Raw genomic sequence first — 17,523 nt, forward strand, 5'->3', positions numbered from 1 at the left:
AGGGCATGTTGCCTCCGCAGACACCTCGGGGTGGTAAAGCGACGAGAAAAGGGGCGCCCTGTCCTGCCGGGGACGCGTTGCGGCCACAATGGAGGGATGAGCGACAGTCCAGCCCCCCTCGCTGATCCGCATCTTGTCTTCGACCCCGTGGACGGAGTCCGGGATGTCGTGATCCTCGGCTCCACCGGATCGATCGGCACCCAGGCCATCGACCTCGTGCTGCGCAACCCCGACCGGTTCCGGGTCACCGCGCTCTCCGCCGCCGGCGGGAGGGTCGGACTGCTCGCGGAGCAGGCCCACCGGCTGCGCGTGCGGACGGTCGCCGTCGCACGCGAGGACGTCGTACCGGCGCTGCGTGAAGCGCTCACGGCGCAGTACGGAGCGGGGGAGTCGCTCCCCGAGATCCTCGCGGGCGCGGACGCCGCTACCCAAGTCGCCGCAGCCGACTGCCACACCGTGCTCAACGGCATCACCGGCTCCATCGGCCTCGCGCCCACCCTCGCCGCCCTGGAGGCGGGCCGCACCCTCGCGCTCGCCAACAAGGAGTCGCTCATCGTCGGCGGCCCGCTGGTGAAGGCGCTGGCCAAGCCGGGCCAGATCATCCCGGTCGACTCCGAGCACGCGGCGCTGTTCCAGTCCCTCGCCTCGGGCACCCGTGCCGACGTACGCAAGCTCGTCGTGACCGCTTCAGGAGGCCCCTTCCGGGGACGTACGAAGGCCGAGCTGGCGGACGTCACCCCCGAGGACGCCCTGGCCCACCCCACCTGGGCCATGGGCCCGGTCATCACCATCAACTCCGCGACCCTGGTCAACAAGGGACTCGAAGTCATCGAGGCGCACCTCCTCTACGACATTCCCTTCGATCGCATTGAGGTGGTGGTGCACCCTCAGTCGTATGTCCACTCGATGGTGGAATTCACGGACGGATCGACGATCGCCCAGGCGACACCCCCCGACATGCGCGGGCCGATCGCCATCGGGCTCGGCTGGCCCGAGCGGGTGCCGGACGCCGCGCCCGCTTTCGACTGGACCAAGGCGTCGAGCTGGGAGTTCTTCCCGCTCGACACCGACGCCTTCCCCTCGGTCGGACTCGCCCGGCATGTCGGGCAGCTCGCGGGTACGGCCCCGGCGGTGTTCAATGCGGCCAACGAGGAGTGCGTGGACGCGTTTCTGAAGGGCGCCTTGCCGTTCAACGGGATCATGGAGACTGTCACACGGGTGGTCGAGGAACACGGCACGCCGGATACGGGAACTTCTCTGACCGTCGCGGACGTCCTCGAAGCGGAGACCTGGGCGCGCGCCCGGGCCCGTGAACTGACGGCACAGACGACAACCGCGGAGGCTCGTGCATGACGACCCTGATGATGATCCTCGGCATAGTCGTCTTCGTGGTCGGCCTGCTCATCTCGATCGCGTGGCACGAGCTGGGACATCTGTCGACGGCCAAGCTCTTCGGCATCCGCGTGCCGCAGTACATGGTCGGCTTCGGCCCGACCATCTGGTCGCGGAAGAAGGGCGACACCGAGTACGGGGTGAAGGCGGTCCCGCTCGGCGGCTACATCCGCATGATCGGGATGTTCCCGCCGGGTCCGGACGGCAAGATCGAGGCACGCTCGACCTCCCCCTTCCGGGGCATGATCGAGGACGCCAGGTCGGCTGCCTTCGAGGAGCTCAAGCCCGGCGACGAGACCCGCCTCTTCTATACGCGCAAGCCGTGGAAGCGCGTGATCGTGATGTTCGCGGGCCCTTTCATGAACCTCATCCTGGCTGTGGTGATCTTCCTCGGCGTGATGATGACGTTCGGCGTGCAGACCCAGACCACCACCGTCGGCAAGGTCTCGGACTGCGTCATCCAGCAGAGCGAGAACCGGACCAAGTGCGAGGGCGGCGACCAGTCCGCGCCCGCCAAGGCCGCTGGGCTCAAGGGCGGCGACAAGATCGTCGCCTTCAACGGCAAGGCGGTCGACGACTGGTCCACCCTCCAGTCAGACATCCGCGCCAACCCCGGCAAGGACGTCACGATCACGGTGGTGCGCAAGGGGCAGCAGGTCGACCTCACCGCCCACCTGATCAAGAACCAGGTCAGCAAGACCGACGGCAACGGCGGCTATGTCGAGGGCAAGTACGTGTACGCCGGCTTCCTCGGCTTCACGCCCGCCTCCGGCATCGTCCAGCAGTCCTTCGGGCAGTCCGTGAACCGCATGGGCGACATGATGCAGAACGGCGTCGAGTCACTGGTCTCGCTGCCCGGCAAGATCCCCGACCTGTGGAACGCGGCGTTCGGTGACGGCCCGCGCAAGGCCGACTCCCCGATGGGCGTGGTCGGCGCGGCCCGGGTCGGCGGCGAGGTCTTCACCCTCGACATCCCGCCGTCGCAACAGGTCGCGATGATGCTGCTGCTGGTCGCCGGCTTCAACCTCTCCCTCTTCCTGTTCAACATGCTCCCGCTGCTCCCGCTCGACGGCGGGCACATCGCGGGTGCGCTGTGGGAGTCGTTGCGGCGCAACACGGCCAAGGTCCTGAAGCGGCCCGACCCGGGCCCGTTCGACGTGGCGAAGCTGATGCCCGTCGCGTACGTGGTGGCCGGAATCTTCGTCTGCTTCACGATTCTGGTGCTCGTCGCAGACGTGGTTAACCCGGTGAAAATCTCCTAGTAAGGCGCTGTTTGGGGCGGCCGGACACCATGGGTGTCCGGCCGCCCTCCATTGGGTGGGTTCAGGAGCGTGATGTGCTCGGGCGTGAGCCCGTGCCGTAATCTCGAAGCCTGGAGCCCACGATTCCGGGACCTTGATCCACAACTTGGGGTTGCACAGCAGATGACTGCGATTTCTCTCGGCATGCCGTCCGTTCCGACCAAGCTGGCCGAGCGCCGCAAGAGCCGCCAGATCCAGGTCGGAACCGTGGCCGTGGGTGGAGACGCACCGGTGTCGGTGCAGTCGATGACGACGACGCGTACGTCGGACATCGGCGCCACGCTCCAGCAGATCGCCGAGTTGACCGCGTCCGGCTGCCAGATCGTGCGGGTCGCCTGCCCCACGCAGGACGACGCGGACGCGCTCGCGACGATCGCCCGCAAGTCCCAGATCCCCGTCATCGCGGACATCCACTTCCAGCCGAAGTACGTCTTCGCGGCAATCAAGGCCGGTTGCGCCGCCGTCCGCGTCAACCCCGGCAACATCAAGCAGTTCGACGACCAGGTCAAGGAGATCGCGCGGGCCGCGAAGGACACGGGGACCCCGATCCGGATCGGTGTCAACGCGGGCTCCCTCGACAAGCGGCTGCTCCAGAAGTACGGCAAGGCGACGCCCGAGGCGCTGGTCGAATCCGCGCTGTGGGAGGCGTCCCTCTTCGAGGAGCACGACTTCCGGGACATCAAGATCTCCGTGAAGCACAACGACCCGGTGGTCATGGTCAACGCGTACCGGCAGCTGGCGGCCGCGTGCGACTACCCGCTGCACCTCGGTGTCACCGAGGCGGGGCCCGCCTTCCAGGGCACGATCAAGTCGGCGGTGGCCTTCGGTGCGCTGCTCTCCGAGGGCATCGGCGACACGATCCGGGTCTCGCTGTCGGCGCCCCCCGCCGAGGAGGTCAAGGTCGGCCTCCAGATCCTGGAGTCCCTCAACCTCAAGCAGCGCGGTCTGGAGATCGTGTCCTGCCCGTCCTGCGGGCGCGCCCAGGTCGACGTCTACAAACTGGCCGAGGAAGTCACCGCAGGGCTGACCGGTATGGAGGTGCCGCTGCGCGTCGCCGTCATGGGCTGCGTGGTGAACGGGCCCGGCGAGGCCCGCGAGGCCGACCTCGGTGTCGCCTCCGGCAACGGGAAGGGGCAGATCTTCGTCAAGGGCGAGGTCATCAAGACCGTGCCCGAATCGAAGATCGTGGAGACCCTCATCGAAGAGGCCATGAAGCTCGCCGAGCTGATGGAGGCGGAAGGCATCGCCTCCGGTGAGCCGTCGGTGTCGGTCGCCGGCTGACCCGCCTTGTGACGCAAGGGAACAGGGTGCCTCTCCGGAGGTGGCGCCCGACTCCCTTGCGTGCGGTGCCGCTCGGCATCTCCGGTTAGAGTACGGAGATCAGCAGACCGTGTGACTCCACCCCGAGGGGCTTCTCGCAGTGACGCGACAGTCAAGCCCTGACCGGTGCTCGCGAATGAGCACACGCCGACGCCAGCAGGGTGTTCGATGGGCTGTCGTTGCCCGCAAGGAGTGATGGAGCCGCCCCGTTGTTGACCCAGACCACCACCAGGGTCCTCGAACCGAGTGACCTGGACGCCGCGCTCGCCGTCCTCGACCGCGAGCCGGTCGCGAACGCTTTCGTCGCCTCCCGGGTGCAGGTCGCAGGCCTCGACCCATGGCGGCTCGGCGGCGAGATGTGGGGCTGGTACGAGGACGGCATGCTGCAGTCCCTGTGCTACGCGGGCGCCAACCTGGTACCGATCGGCGCCACCCCACGAGCCGTCCGTGGCTTCGCCGACCGCGCGAGAAGGGCCGGCCGCCGCTGCTCCTCGATCGTCGGCCCCGCCGAGCCGACCGCCCAGCTGTGGCGGCTGCTCGAACCGAGCTGGGGGCCCGCCCGCGACGTTCGCGCCCACCAGCCCCTGATGGTCGCCGACCGGCTCCCCACCGACATCGCTCCGGATCCGTACGTCCGCCGCATCCGCAAGGACGAAATGGAGACGATCATGCCGGCGTGCGTGGCGATGTTCACCGAGGAGGTCGGCGTCTCGCCGCTCGCCGGTGACGGCGGGCTGCTCTACCAGGCACGCGTCGCCGAACTCGTCGGCTCCGGGCGGTCGTTCGCCCGCCTCGACCAGAACGGCAAGGTCGTCTTCAAGGCGGAGATCGGCGCCGCGACCGGGCAGGCCTGCCAGATCCAGGGGGTCTGGGTCGCGCCCGGGTACCGAGGGCAGGGCCTGGCGGCCCCCGGCATGGCCGCCGTGATGCGGTACGCCCTCACCGATGTCGCCCCGGTCGTCAGCCTGTACGTCAACGACTTCAACACGGCCGCCCGGGCCACGTACCGACGCGTGGGCTTCCAGGAGGTCGGCGCGTTCATGAGCGTGCTGTTCTAGCCCCCCTTCCAAGTGCCGTTCTGACGCTCGTACGTGACCTGTAGTCTCCCCGCATGCTGCGCTTTCCCGGTCAGGGCCACCGCAACCCCGACGACGTGGTCATCGGCCCGCTGGATCTCGCCGCGCGCGTCGACGAGGCGCTCGCCGTACAGGCCCTCGCCTTCGGGCTGGGCGCCGAGGAGATCGCCGTACGACGTCAGATCGTGCTGCGCCACCTCACGTACCCGGGAGCCCGCGCGCTCGGCGCGACGACGCTCGACGGACGGCTCGTCGGGTTCGTCTACGGCATGCCCAACGACCGTACGCACTGGTGGTCCACCGTCGTCGAGCCCTATCTGCGCGGCCACGGCCGCGACGACTGGCTCGACAACTCCTTCGTGATCACAGAACTGCACGTCCATCCGCGCTACCAGAACCACGGCATCGGCCGCCGCCTGATCACCGGCATCACGGACAGCGCCGCCGAACCCCGCTCGATCCTCTCCGCGATCGACACCGACAGCCCGGCCCGCGGCCTGTACCGCTCGCTGGGCTACGAGGACCTCGCACGGCAGGTTCTCTTCCCCAGCGCGCCCAAGCCGTACGCCGTGATGGGTGCCCCGCTGCCCCTCCGCAGGCGTTAACCGATTTCCACCGGGATGGACCGCCCGGCTAACCTCGCTTCCATCACCCTTACGCAGCAGGAGTCGAGAATCATGGCCCAGGTCCAGCGCATGTCCCGTTTGATGGTCAAGACACTGCGTGACGACCCGGCAGACGCCGAGACGCTCAGCCACAAGCTGCTCGTCCGTGCCGGCTACGTGCGCCGGAACTCCGCGGGCATCTGGACCTGGCTGCCGCTGGGCAAGAAGGTCCTCGACAACATCTCCCGGGTCGTACGCGAGGAGATGGACGCCATCGGGGCGCAGGAAGTCCTGCTCCCGGCCCTGCTGCCCAAGGAGCCGTACGAGGCGTCGGCCCGCTGGGAGGAGTACGGCGACCTCCTCTTCCGCCTCAAGGACCGCAGGGGCGGCGAGTACCTGCTCGGCCCCACCCACGAGGAGATCTTCACGCTCGTCGTGAAGGACCAGGTCGCGTCCTACAAGGACCTGCCGGTCATGCTCTACCAGATCCAGACCAAGTACCGCGACGAGGCCCGCCCGCGCTCCGGCGTGCTGCGCGGCCGCGAGTTCCAGATGAAGGACTCGTACTCCTTCGACACCACGGACGAGGGCCTCGCCGAGTCCTACCGTCTGCACCGCGAGGCCTACCAGAAGATCTTCGCCCGCCTGGGTCTGGACTACCGCATCGTGTCGGCGGTCTCCGGCGCGATGGGCGGCTCGGCCTCCGAGGAGTTCCTCGCCCCCGCCGCCGCCGGTGAGGACACCTTCGTGGACTGCCCGGCCTGCGACTACGCGGCCAACACGGAGGCCGTCACCTTCAAGCTCACGCCTGTGGAAGCGGAGCACGGCCCCGTCGAGGAGCTCGACACCCCCGACACCCCGACCATCGAGACCCTCGCCGAGCACCTCGGCGTCCCGGCCTCCGCCACCCTCAAGAACCTCCTCGTCAAGGTCGACGGCGAGATCGTCGCCGTCGGCGTCCCCGGCGACCGCGAGGTCGACCTCGGCAAGCTGGGCGAGCACCTCGCCCCGGCCGTCGTCGAACTCGTCACCGCCGAGGACTTCGAGGGCCGCGACGACCTCGTACGCGGCTATGTGGGCCCGCAGGGCCTGGAGAAGGTCCGCTACATCGCCGACCCGCGGGTGGCCCCCGGCACGGCCTGGATCACCGGCGCCAACAAGATCAACACGCACGCGAAGAACGTCGTCGCCGGCCGCGACTTCGAGGTCGACGACTACCTGGACGTCGTCGTGGTGCAAGAGGGCGACCCCTGCCCCCGGTGCGGCACCGGCCTCAAGCTGGACCGCGCCATTGAGATCGGCCACATCTTCCAGCTCGGCCGCAAGTACGCCGACACCTTCCAGCTCGACGTCCTCGGCCAGCAGGGCAAGCCGGTCCGCGTGACCATGGGGTCGTACGGCATCGGCGTCTCCCGCGCGGTGGCGGCGCTGGCCGAGCAGTCGGCGGACGAGCAGGGCCTGTGCTGGCCCAAGGAGATCGCCCCCGCCGACGTCCACGTGGTCGCCGCGGGCAAGGCCCTGCAGACCGAGCTGGCGCTCGACGTGTCGCAGAAGCTGGGCGCCGTGGGCGTACGTGTCCTGGTGGACGATCGCGCCGGCGTCTCCCCGGGTGTGAAGTTCACCGACGCCGAGCTCATCGGCGTACCGAAGATCCTGGTCGCCGGCCGCCGCTCGGCCGAGGGCGTCCTGGAGCTCAAGGACCGCCGGACCGGCGAGCGTGAGGAGCTGACCGTCGACGAGGCGATCGCCCGCCTGACGGCATAACCGCACGACAGCCAGGAGGCGCTCAAGAAGTTCATCTCGGGAGCATGGGCGCCTCACGGGCATTGCTCAGGCTGATGGACTTCATCGGGTATCCGCAGTGATTCGCTGTCTCTCGGCGTCACGCCCTGTGGCCGCTGCCGACGCCGTACGCGAGTGCGAGCATCGAATGCGTGACCCCTTCCGCGGGGCGTGTCGTCGATCAGACAGCGGCATCACGGGCACAAGGGGGCACAGGTGAGCCGGAAACTTCCGCTCGGCGAAGGCGAGACTGCCCGCACCGCCTGTGCTCGTGGCCTGCTGCGTACGGGCGTGGAGGAGAAAGACGGGCGAAGTCCCGCCCGCCGCTGTGCCGGCGGAGCGGGTTGGCTGGGCCGTGGATCCGGTGTCCGGCATGGCCGCCGACCTGTTGGGCAGGCACTGGAACACCACCGATGCGGACGTACTGGCTTCCGGTGAGGACGCGGGCGGGCGGAAGCTGCCGTCGAACGCCTGGAGGGCGCTGCGCCGCCCGGAGCGGCAGCCGACTGCCCGGTCCCGGCCCTTGAACTCACCATGGCGCGCGGGAGTCAGAGCCAGCCCGCGAACTCCAACAGCAGCTCCGCGTCCCGCGGACGCCCGACCCGGCGCGCCCGGACACCCGACTCCACCGCCCGGAACAGGGTCCAGCCCCGCAGCCGCTCCTGGTCCACGTCCAGGGACTCGGCGAGCCGCTTGACGCGTCGGCGGGTGATCGACGCCCCCGAAGGAGACGCGATCAGGTCCTCCACCCGGTCGCGGACCAGCCGGGCAAGGTCGAAGGCGCACTCGCCGACCACCGGGTCGGGACCCACGGCCAGCCAGGGCATGCGCTCACCGGCGAGCACCTTGCTCTGCCGGAAGGTGCCGTGCAGCAGCCGCTCCGCCGACGGCTCGGCGAGCAGCTCCTCGCGGGCCGCGAGCGCAGCATCGACCAAAGGGCCGATCTCCGCGTCGGCGCTCGCCGTCGCCCGCATCGCCTCGGCCTGCCGACCGGTCCGCTCGGCCACGGTCTCGAAGACATGGGCGGCGGGCGGCTCGACCCACAGCCTTCGCAGCGTTCCCGCCGCCTCCAGGATGGCCTTGGCCTCGGGCAGCGACCGCACGGACATGTCCGGATGCAACCGCTCCAGCAGCAGTACGCCGTGCGTGTCGCCGGGATTGAGGAGCCGGACCGCGCCGCGTCCGTCCCAGTGGGCGAGCGCGGCCCTCTCGCTCTCCGGACGGGCCCGCTCGGGCGCCAGCTTCAGCACGGCGGGCGTCCCGTCGATCTGCCGCACCAGCACCACCAGGCTGCTGCGCCCACCCGGCGCCTGCACCCGCTCCACCGTCAACTCGCGTAGAACCACGGCCTGTTGAGCCAGCTCGGGCAGCTTGTCCAGCCAGTCACCGGCTCCGCCGTCCCCGTTGTGCTGCGTCTCGCCGAGCGCCCGCACGAGGCGCGGCGGCGGTTCGAAAGCCATGCGCGAGTTGTTCCCTTCCAAGTCGCGTTACGTCGGCGAGGGTGCCGACGCGGACGGGGTGGCCGCCCGCTCGGCGAGCCCAGGGAAGGCTACGCTCTCGCCACGCCAGCGCACCGCCCGCACCGCCGCCTCCCGCAGCGCCTGGGCGGCCGTGCGCCGCTGATCGCCCGTGGAGGCGCGCACGAGGTCGGAGTACACCCCGGCCACCCGTTCCTCCAGCTCGGCCGCGAGCCGCACGGCCGTGGCGGAGTCCTTCACGGTGAACGGCAGCGCGTACGCAGCCGCCGAGGCCTCGGGCTTGCCGCCCAGGTCCCGTACGGCGCGCACCAGCTCGTCGCGGCGTGCACGGTGGGCGTCGTACGCCGCACGCGCCTCGCTCCGCCGGCTGTCGCCGATCTTGCCGCCGACGACGCCGTACCCGTAGACGACGGCGTGTTCGGCCCCCAGCGCGGCCTGCAGCGCCTCCAGCTCGGCTGCCTTGGCCGCCGTGGCGTCGTCGGACCGCTTTGTGTGCTTGGTGCCCTTGGTGTCTTCGATCCCGCTCACTTCGCCCCCTCCGTCAGCAAAAACGCGTGTGCGGCACCGGCCGCCGCCACCGAGGCCAGCAGCCTGGCCAGCTCTCCCGGGACCTCCAGCAGGGCCTTCGTGCGCTCGTCCGCGAGGGTGCGCTCGGCGGAGGCGAGGTCACCGAGGGCGTCCTTCGGCTTCGCCGGTACGCCGGGGGAGGCGCTCGGGAGCGCCGACGCGGACGCGGAAGCCGAGACGGAGGGCGAGGCCGAGGAGGACACCCCGGGTCGCCCGTCGGCACTCCCGAATGCCTGTGCGTGCCGTACGACCTCCGCGCGCAGCGGGCGCAGCCGCTCCGCCAGTGCCGGATGCGCGGCGATCACGGCGGCGTAGTGGCCGGCCAGTGTCTCGCTGTCGCGGGCCGCACGCGCGCGTGCCCGGTCCGCGGCCGAGGGGCTGCCGCCCGTCGTGTCTCCGGACGACTCGGGGGTGGAGCAGCCCGCGAGCACGAGGGTGCCCGCGGCCGAGGCGAGCAGGGTCCTTCTGCGCGGTCCCGACGGGGTGCGCGACGGCAGGGTGAACGGCACGACAGACGTCCTCGTAGGGCTCGTACGAAAGGGAGGGCCAGACGCCCGTGATCACGGTACCCGCGCACCGGCCGATCACTCACCAGCGGCTCTCTCACGAGGGCGTCAGCCGAGTCTTTTCGCCCCCTCCGCCCCTACCCGTCCCGTGCCTGGAGGCCGCGCCCCCGAAGGAGCGCGGGGAACTGCGCGACAAGCCCCCACCGGCCCGCAGTCGAAAGGGGGGTTGGGACGGGTAGGGGTGGAGGGGGCGAGAAACCCTCCCCACCCCCACCCCGCTCCGATGGACGGCAACACCCCCCACGACCGGATACCCTTTGACCTGACACGCGACCTACCCACAACAGCACACGCGGCCGAGGAGTCACCCGGATGAGCACCACCCAGAGCGAGAGGCTGCGAGAACTGCTGGAACCGCTCGTCAGCTCTCAGGGACTCGACCTCGAAGAGGTCGAAGTGGACTCGGTCGGACGCAAGCGTGTGCTCCGCGTGGTCGTCGACTCCGACGAAGGTGCCGATCTGGACGCGATCGCCGATGTGAGCCGCGCGCTCTCGGCGAAGCTCGACGAGACGGACGCGATGGGCGAGGGCGAGTACACCCTCGAGGTCGGAACCCCCGGTGCCGAGCGTGAGCTCAAGGAGCACCGTCACTACGTACGCGCGACCGACCGCCTGGTGAAGTTCCAACTGGCGGAGGGCGGCGAGCTCGTGGCCCGCATCCTGGCGGTCGAAGACGACGGCATCGACGTCGAAGTGCCGGGCGTGAAGGGGCGCAAGCCCACCGCCAAGCGGCTCGCCTTCGAGCACATCGCCAAGGCGCGGGTCCAGGTCGAGTTCAACCGTAAGAACAAGAACGAAGAGAACGCAGAGGAGGCGTAGCCGTGGACATCGACATGAGTGCCCTGCGGGGCTTGGTACGGGAGAAGGAGATCTCCTTCGACCTGCTGGTCGAGGCGATCGAGTCGGCCCTCCTCATCGCCTACCACCGCACCGAGGGAAGCCGCCGTCACGCGCGCGTGGAGCTCAACCGGGAGACCGGCCATGTGACCGTGTGGGCGAAGGAGGATCCCGAGGACCTGGAGGAAGGGCAGGAGGCGCGCGAGTTCGACGACACCCCGTCCGGGTTCGGCCGCATCGCCGCGACCACCGCCAAGCAGGTGATCCTGCAGCGTCTGCGGGACGCCGAGGACGACGCGACGCTCGGCGAGTACGCCGGGCGCGAGGGCGACATCGTCACCGGTGTGGTCCAGCAGGGCCGCGACCCGAAGAACGTGCTGGTCGACATCGGCAAGCTGGAGGCCATCCTGCCGGTGCAGGAGCAGGTCCCCGGTGAGAACTACGAGCACGGTCTGCGACTGCGTTCGTACGTCGTTCGGGTGGCGAAGGGTGTCCGCGGTCCGTCCGTGACGCTCTCCCGTACGCACCCCAATCTGGTGAAGAAGCTCTTCGCGCTCGAAGTGCCGGAGATCGCCGACGGGTCCGTCGAGATCGCCGCCATCGCCCGCGAGGCCGGTCACCGCACGAAGATCGCTGTCCGGTCCACGCGCTCCGGCCTGAACGCCAAGGGCGCCTGCATCGGCCCCATGGGTGGCCGCGTGCGCAACGTGATGGCCGAACTGAACGGCGAGAAGATCGACATCGTCGACTGGTCGGACGACCCGGCGGAGATGGTGGCGAACGCGCTTTCCCCGGCCCGTGTCTCCAAGGTCGAGGTGGTCGACCTCTCGGCCCGCTCCGCGCGGGTGACGGTCCCCGACTACCAGCTGTCGCTGGCGATCGGGAAAGAAGGGCAGAACGCCCGTCTCGCGGCCCGGCTGACCGGCTGGCGGATCGACATCCGTCCGGACACCGAACAGCCTGCCGAGTAGGCCGAGGAATAGATCCAAGCCGCAGGTGGCTTAGATCACGACAACAACCGTTCGATTCATGCCCCAAAGGGGTGAGGTCGGTACGGGGAGGTAGACTGAAGAGTGTCTGGCCGGACGCGAGCCCGCGCATGCCCTGAACGCACCTGTGTGGGGTGCCGGGAGCGAGCGGCCAAGAAGGATCTGCTGCGCATCGTGGCGGTCGAGGGTGAATGTGTCCCCGATCATCGCGGTACGCTGCCCGGCCGGGGCGCGTATGTGCACCCCGCCCTGGTCTGTCTCGACCTGGCGGTCCGCCGCCGGGCGTTCTTGCGGGCGCTGCGTGCCCCAAGGACGCTCGACACAAAGGCGTTGCGCCACTACGTCGAGCAGGCAACACCGTAAGACGCGTCGTACGGAACCCCCGTGCGGCCCTGGTACCCCGCGAGTTGGAAGTAGGTCGAGATTGCGATGAGCACTCGATGAGCACGCGATGAGTACGCCCATGAAGTAGCGACGGTCCGGACGCAACCCGGACCTAAAAGGAGCGAAGTGGCTAAGGTCCGGGTATACGAACTCGCCAAGGAGTTCGGGGTTGAGAGCAAGGTCGTCATGGCCAAGCTCCAAGAGCTCGGTGAATTCGTCCGTTCGGCGTCCTCGACGATCGAGGCGCCCGTTGTCCGCAAACTGACTGATGCCCTCCAGCAGGGCAACGGAGGCGGCAAGCCCGCCCCCGGTCGCAAGGCTGCCCCGGCCAAGCCGGCAGCCCCGTCTCCCGCGCAGGCCGCCCGTCCGGCTGCCCCGCGCCCGCCGGCCCCGAAGCCGGCCGCGGCCGAGAAGCCCGCGGCTGCGCCGGTCACCCCGGCTGCTCCGGGCCCGCGCCCGACCCCGGGTCCCAAGCCCGCCCCGAAGCCCGCTCCGGCGGCTCCGGCTCCGGTCGCGGCCGAGTTCACCGCGCCCCCGTCGGCTCCCGCGGCTCCCGCCGCAGGTCCCCGTCCGGGCGCCCCGCGTCCCGGTGGCCAGGCCCCGCGTCCCGGTTCCCGTCCGGCCGGTCCCGGCCAGGGCCGTGGCGACCGTCCCGAGCGCGGCGACCGTCAGGGCGCCCCGCGTCCCGGTGGCCAGGCCCCGCGTCCCGGCGCTCGTCCGGCCGGCCCGCGTCCGGGCAACAACCCGTTCACCTCTGGTGGCTCCACCGGCATGGCGCGCCCGCAGGCGCCCCGTCCGGGCGGCGCACGTCCTGGCCCCGGCGGCCACGGTGGCGCAGGCGCCCCGGGCGGTCCGCGTCCGCAGGGCGCGGGTCAGGGTGGTCCCCGTCCGCAGGGCGGTCCCGGCGGCGCTCCGCGTCCCCAGGGCGGTCCGGGCGGTGCCCGTCCCACTCCGGGCGGCATGCCCCGTCCGCAGGCGCCCCGTTCTGCCGGTGGCCCTGGCGGCGCCCCCGGCGGTAACCGTCCGAACCCGGGCATGATGCCGCAGCGTCCCGCTGCCGGCCCGCGTCCCGGCGGCGGTGGCCCCGGTGGCCGCGGTCCCGGTGGCGGCGGTCGTCCCGGTGGTCCCGGTGGCGGCGGTCGTCCGGGTGGCGGCGGCGGCTTCGCCGGTCGTCCCGGTGGCGGCGGCGGTGGCGGTTTCGCCGGTCGTCCCGGTGGTCCCGGTGGCGGTGGCGGCGGTTTCGCCGGTCGTCCGGGTGGTCCGGGTGGCGGCGGTGGCCGTCCCGGCTTCGGTGGTCGTCCGGGTGGTCCCGGTGGCCGTGGTGGCACGCAGGGCGCCTTCGGTCGTCCCGGCGGTCCCGCGCGTCGTGGTCGCAAGTCGAAGCGGCAGAGGCGCCAGGAGTACGAGGCCATGCAGGCCCCGTCGGTCGGCGGCGTGATGCTGCCTCGCGGCAACGGACAGAGCGTCCGCCTGTCGCGCGGTGCGTCCCTCACCGACTTCGCGGAGAAGATCAACGCCAACCCGGCGTCGCTCGTCGCCGTGATGATGAACCTCGGCGAGATGGTCACTGCCACGCAGTCCGTCTCGGACGAGACCCTCCAGCTGCTCGCCGGCGAGATGAACTACGTCGTCGAGATCGTCAGCCCGGAGGAGGAGGACCGCGAGCTGCTCGAGTCCTTCGACATCGAGTTCGGCGAGGACGAGGGTGGCGAGGAGTTCCTCGTCGCGCGTCCGCCGGTCGTGACCGTCATGGGTCACGTCGACCACGGTAAGACCCGCCTCCTTGACACCATCCGCAAGACGAACGTCGTCGCGGGCGAGGCCGGCGGTATTACGCAGCACATCGGTGCGTACCAGGTCGCGACCGAGGTCAACGACGAAGAGCGTCGCATCACCTTCATCGACACCCCGGGTCACGAGGCGTTCACCGCCATGCGTGCCCGTGGTGCGAAGTCGACCGACATCGCGATCCTCGTGGTGGCGGCCAACGACGGTGTGATGCCCCAGACGATCGAGGCGCTGAACCACGCCAAGGCGGCCGACGTGCCGATCGTGGTCGCGGTCAACAAGATCGACGTCGAGGGCGCCGACCCGACGAAGGTGCGCGGTCAGCTCACCGAGTTCGGTCTGGTGGCCGAGGAGTACGGCGGCGACACGATGTTCGTCGACATCTCCGCCAAGCAGGGTCTGAACATCGAGCAGCTGCTCGAGGCCGTGGTCCTGACCGCGGACGCCTCGCTCGACCTGCGGGCCAACCCGGAGCAGGACGCGCAGGGTATTGCGATCGAGTCCCACCTCGACCGTGGCCGCGGCGCCGTCGCGACCGTCCTGGTCCAGCGAGGCACCCTGCGGGTCGGCGACACCATGGTGGTCGGCGACGCGTACGGCCGTGTCCGCGCGATGCTCGACGACAAGGGCGAGAACGTGGAAGAGGCGGGTCCCTCGACCCCGGTCCTCGTCCTCGGTCTCACCAACGTCCCGGGCGCCGGCGACAACTTCCTGGTTGTCGACGAGGACCGCACGGCGCGTCAGATCGCCGAGAAGCGCGCGGCGCGCGAGCGCAACGCCAACTTCGCCCGCCGGGGTGTCCGGTTCTCCCTGGAGAACCTGGACGAGGCCCTCAAGGCTGGTCTGGTGCAGGAACTCAACCTCATCATCAAGGGCGACGCGTCCGGTTCGGTGGAGGCTCTCGAGTCCTCGCTGCTCCAGCTCGACGTCGGCGACGAGGTCGACATCCGCGTCCTGCACCGCGGCGTGGGTGCGGTCACCGAGTCGGACATCGACCTGGCGACCGGCTCCGACGCGATCGTCATCGGCTTCAACGTCCGCGCTGCGGGCCGCGCGGCGCAGATGGCGGAGCGCGAGGGCGTCGACGTCCGGTACTACTCGGTGATCTACCAGGCCATCGAGGAGATCGAGGCGGCCCTCAAGGGCATGCTCAAGCCGGAGTACGAGGAGGTCGAGCTCGGCACGGCGGAGATCCGCGAGGTCTTCAAGTCGTCCAAGCTGGGCAACATCGCCGGTGTCCTGGTCCGCTCGGGCGAGGTCAAGCGCAACACCAAGGCGCGCCTCGTCCGCGACGGCAAGGTCATCGCGGAGAACCTCACCATCTCCGGTCTGCGTCGCTTCAAGGACGACGTCACCGAGATCCGTGAAGGCTTCGAGGGTGGTATCAACCTCGGAAACTTCAACGACATCAAGGTCGACGACGTCATCGCGACGTACGAGATGCGCGAGAAGCCGCGGGCGTAACGCAGTGGCTTGAGCTGGCCGGCGGGGACTTCTCCCCGCCGGCCAGCTTGCCGTCTGCCCCGGGAGGTTCCGTGGCCGCGGCTGGGTGGGGGCCGGTCGCGCTCTCCGCTCCCCTGACCGGGCGCTCAACCGGAGCGGCGAATATCCGTCGAGCGCCCCTACCCGTTCGTTGTACGGTTCTGATGTCCCTGCCAAGTGCATTGGCAGGCCGTCTATCCCGTACCGGCGGGACATCCGGTTACACATGTATGTGGGGACACTGTCCTTCGACCTGCTCCTCGGCGACGTTCGCTCGCTCAAGGAGAAACGCTCTCTCGTCCGGCCGATCGTCGCCGAACTTCAGCGGAAGTACGCGGTGAGCGTGGCGGAGACGGGCAACCAGGATCTTCACCGCAGGGTCGAGATCGGCCTCGCGGTGGTCTCCGGAGACACCGAGCACCTCACCGACGTACTGGACCGGTGCGAGCGGCTCGTCGCGGCGCGACCGGAGGTGGAGCTGCTCTCGGTACGGCGCAGGCTCCACACAGACGAAGATTGACGAAACAAGCAAGGCGAAGAAGGAGACGGACCAGTGGCCGACAACGCGCGGGCTAAGAGGCTGGCGGACCTCATCCGAGAGGTGGTGGCCCAGAAGCTGCAGCGCGGGATCAAGGACCCGCGGCTCGGCACGCACGTCACCATCACGGACACCCGGGTCACCGGGGACCTCCGGGAGGCGACCGTCTTCTACACCGTGTACGGGGACGATGAGGAGCGTGCGGCGGCCGCGGCGGGCCTGGAGAGCGCCAAGGGCGTGCTCCGCTCGGCGGTCGGCGCGGCGGCGGGCGTGAAGTTCACGCCGACGCTGACCTTCGTCGCGGATGCCCTGCCGGACACCGCCAAGACCATCGAGGACCTGCTCGACAAGGCGCGGGCCTCCGACGCCAAGGTGCGCGAGGTCTCGGCGGGCGCCACCTTCGCCGGTGACGCGGACCCGTACAAGAAGCCGGGCGAGGACGACGAGGACGACGCCGCGGAATGACCCAGAAGCACACGACGCCCGACGGGCTTGTCATTGTCGACAAGCCGTCGGGCTTCACTTCGCATGACGTGGTCGCCAAGATGCGCGGGATCGCCAGGACCCGCCGTGTCGGACACGCCGGCACCCTCGACCCCATGGCGACGGGCGTGCTCGTCCTCGGCGTCGAGAAGGCGACCAAGCTCCTCGGGCACCTCGCGCTCACCGAGAAGGAGTACCTGGGGACCATCAGGCTCGGGCAGAACACGCTGACCGACGATGCCGAGGGCGACACCACGTCGTCCACGGACGCGTCCGGCGTCAAGCGCGACGCCATCGACGCCGGGATCGCCAAGCTGACCGGCACCATCATGCAGGTGCCGTCCAAGGTCAGCGCCATCAAGATCGACGGCGTGCGCTCGTACAAGCGGGCGCGCGAGGGCGAGGACTTCGAGATCCCGGCCCGTCCGGTGACCATCTCGTCGTTCGCGGTGTACGACATCCGCGACGCCGTGGCCGAGGACGGCACACCGGTGCTCGACCTGGTCGTCTCCGTGGTCTGTTCCTCCGGGACGTACATCCGGGCGCTCGCCCGGGACCTGGGCGCGGACCTCGGCGTCGGTGGTCATCTCACCGCGCTGCGCCGTACCCGCGTCGGCCCGTACAAGCTCGACTCCGCGCGCACGCTCGACCAGCTCCAGGAGGAGCTGACCGTGATGCCGATCGCGGAGGCCGCCGCGGCCGCGTTCCCGCGCTGGGACGTGGAGGCCAGGCGCGCCCGGTTGCTGCTCAACGGTGTACGCCTGGAGATGCCCGAGGAGTACGCGGGCAAGGGTGCCGTGGCGGTCTTCGACGCCGAGGGGCGGTTCCTGGCGCTGGTGGAGGAGCAGAAGGGCAAGGCGAAGAGTCTGGCGGTGTTCGGCTGACGCCGACCGCCTCCGATTTCGCAGCGTGCCGCCCGTGGAGCGGCGATCACG

The 17,523-nt window shown here is 70.1% G+C and carries 16 protein-coding genes; 13 read left to right on the plus strand and 3 right to left on the minus strand.

Features of this window, described 5'->3' with window-relative positions:
- Positions 1-96 precede the first annotated feature (96 nt).
- From dxr to OG390_RS37160, 6 genes are all read left to right on the plus strand, one after another.
- The gene (dxr, locus tag OG390_RS37135) at positions 97-1,353 is read left to right on the plus strand and encodes a 1-deoxy-D-xylulose-5-phosphate reductoisomerase (protein ID WP_406174020.1); all 1,257 of its coding nucleotides are present in this window, start codon (positions 97-99) and stop codon (positions 1,351-1,353) included.
- On the plus strand, positions 1,350-2,654 hold the full coding sequence (locus OG390_RS37140; protein WP_406174022.1) for a M50 family metallopeptidase: 1,305 nt from the start codon (positions 1,350-1,352) through the stop codon (positions 2,652-2,654). Before dxr ends, OG390_RS37140 begins: the two co-directional genes overlap by 4 nt.
- A 162-nt stretch (positions 2,655-2,816) precedes the next feature.
- Complete coding sequence (gene ispG, locus OG390_RS37145; RefSeq protein ID WP_406174024.1) at positions 2,817-3,974, plus strand: flavodoxin-dependent (E)-4-hydroxy-3-methylbut-2-enyl-diphosphate synthase; 1,158 nt, start codon at positions 2,817-2,819, stop codon at positions 3,972-3,974.
- A gap of 248 nt (positions 3,975-4,222) precedes the next feature.
- Positions 4,223-5,071, plus strand: a complete 849-nt coding sequence (locus OG390_RS37150) for a GNAT family N-acetyltransferase (protein ID WP_406174025.1) — start codon at positions 4,223-4,225, stop codon at positions 5,069-5,071.
- A gap of 53 nt (positions 5,072-5,124) precedes the next feature.
- Positions 5,125-5,694 (plus strand): GNAT family N-acetyltransferase, encoded by a 570-nt coding sequence (locus tag OG390_RS37155; RefSeq protein WP_406174027.1) that lies wholly within the window; start codon positions 5,125-5,127, stop codon positions 5,692-5,694.
- A 72-nt stretch (positions 5,695-5,766) separates the two neighbouring features.
- Positions 5,767-7,458, plus strand: a complete 1,692-nt coding sequence (locus OG390_RS37160) for a proline--tRNA ligase (RefSeq protein ID WP_406174029.1) — start codon at positions 5,767-5,769, stop codon at positions 7,456-7,458.
- 566 nt (positions 7,459-8,024) lie between these two features.
- Here OG390_RS37160 and OG390_RS37165 read toward each other — a convergent pair.
- The 3 genes from OG390_RS37165 to OG390_RS37175 form a co-directional block, all read right to left on the minus strand.
- Positions 8,025-8,936: an aminoglycoside phosphotransferase family protein gene (locus tag OG390_RS37165; RefSeq protein WP_406174031.1), complete on the minus strand. Its 912-nt coding sequence runs from the start codon at positions 8,934-8,936 to the stop codon at positions 8,025-8,027.
- Positions 8,937-8,963: 27 nt separating this feature from the next.
- A complete protein-coding gene (locus tag OG390_RS37170) occupies positions 8,964-9,404 on the minus strand; it encodes a ferritin-like domain-containing protein (protein WP_406178079.1) in 441 nt (146 codons plus the stop codon).
- 74 nt (positions 9,405-9,478) lie between these two features.
- Positions 9,479-10,030: a hypothetical protein gene (locus tag OG390_RS37175; protein WP_406174033.1), complete on the minus strand. Its 552-nt coding sequence runs from the start codon at positions 10,028-10,030 to the stop codon at positions 9,479-9,481.
- A 369-nt stretch (positions 10,031-10,399) separates the two neighbouring features.
- On the opposite strand from OG390_RS37175, the gene rimP reads away from it, so the two are divergent.
- From rimP to truB, 7 genes are all read left to right on the plus strand, one after another.
- On the plus strand, positions 10,400-10,906 hold the full coding sequence (gene rimP / locus OG390_RS37180) for a ribosome maturation factor RimP (protein ID WP_406174035.1): 507 nt from the start codon (positions 10,400-10,402) through the stop codon (positions 10,904-10,906).
- 2 nt (positions 10,907-10,908) lie between these two features.
- A complete protein-coding gene (nusA, locus tag OG390_RS37185) occupies positions 10,909-11,895 on the plus strand; it encodes a transcription termination factor NusA (protein WP_399091284.1) in 987 nt (328 codons plus the stop codon).
- Positions 11,896-11,997: 102 nt separating this feature from the next.
- Positions 11,998-12,276, plus strand: coding sequence for a YlxR family protein (locus OG390_RS37190; protein WP_406174037.1), 279 nt, complete (start codon positions 11,998-12,000; stop codon positions 12,274-12,276).
- A 147-nt stretch (positions 12,277-12,423) separates the two neighbouring features.
- Positions 12,424-15,549, plus strand: coding sequence for a translation initiation factor IF-2 (infB, locus tag OG390_RS37195; protein ID WP_406174038.1), 3,126 nt, complete (start codon positions 12,424-12,426; stop codon positions 15,547-15,549).
- A gap of 244 nt (positions 15,550-15,793) precedes the next feature.
- A complete protein-coding gene (locus OG390_RS37200; protein ID WP_189189075.1) occupies positions 15,794-16,087 on the plus strand; it encodes a DUF503 domain-containing protein in 294 nt (97 codons plus the stop codon).
- Positions 16,088-16,120: 33 nt separating this feature from the next.
- Positions 16,121-16,570: a 30S ribosome-binding factor RbfA gene (rbfA, locus tag OG390_RS37205; protein WP_406174041.1), complete on the plus strand. Its 450-nt coding sequence runs from the start codon at positions 16,121-16,123 to the stop codon at positions 16,568-16,570.
- Positions 16,567-17,472, plus strand: a complete 906-nt coding sequence (gene truB, locus OG390_RS37210; RefSeq protein ID WP_406174043.1) for a tRNA pseudouridine(55) synthase TruB — start codon at positions 16,567-16,569, stop codon at positions 17,470-17,472. Before rbfA ends, truB begins: the two co-directional genes overlap by 4 nt.
- The last annotated feature ends 51 nt before the right edge of the window (positions 17,473-17,523 follow it).

The sequence above is a fragment of the Streptomyces sp. NBC_00996 genome (assembly GCF_045162675.1).
Taxonomy (GTDB): Bacteria; Actinomycetota; Actinomycetes; order Streptomycetales; family Streptomycetaceae; genus Streptomyces.

What these genes read in the sequence shown, in the direction of transcription:
- dxr (WP_406174020.1), top strand. Translation starts at nt 97, where the DNA reads ATGAGCGACAGTCCAGCCCCCCTCGCTGATCCGCATCTTGTCTTCGAC.
- OG390_RS37140 (WP_406174022.1), top strand. Translation starts at nt 1,350, where the DNA reads ATGACGACCCTGATGATGATCCTCGGCATAGTCGTCTTCGTGGTCGGC.
- ispG (WP_406174024.1), top strand. Translation starts at nt 2,817, where the DNA reads ATGACTGCGATTTCTCTCGGCATGCCGTCCGTTCCGACCAAGCTGGCC.
- OG390_RS37155 (WP_406174027.1), top strand. Translation starts at nt 5,125, where the DNA reads ATGCTGCGCTTTCCCGGTCAGGGCCACCGCAACCCCGACGACGTGGTC.
- OG390_RS37160 (WP_406174029.1), top strand. Translation starts at nt 5,767, where the DNA reads ATGGCCCAGGTCCAGCGCATGTCCCGTTTGATGGTCAAGACACTGCGT.
- OG390_RS37165 (WP_406174031.1), bottom strand. Translation starts at nt 8,936, where the DNA reads ATGGCTTTCGAACCGCCGCCGCGCCTCGTGCGGGCGCTCGGCGAGACG.
- rimP (WP_406174035.1), top strand. Translation starts at nt 10,400, where the DNA reads ATGAGCACCACCCAGAGCGAGAGGCTGCGAGAACTGCTGGAACCGCTC.
- OG390_RS37200 (WP_189189075.1), top strand. Translation starts at nt 15,794, where the DNA reads ATGTATGTGGGGACACTGTCCTTCGACCTGCTCCTCGGCGACGTTCGC.
- truB (WP_406174043.1), top strand. Translation starts at nt 16,567, where the DNA reads ATGACCCAGAAGCACACGACGCCCGACGGGCTTGTCATTGTCGACAAG.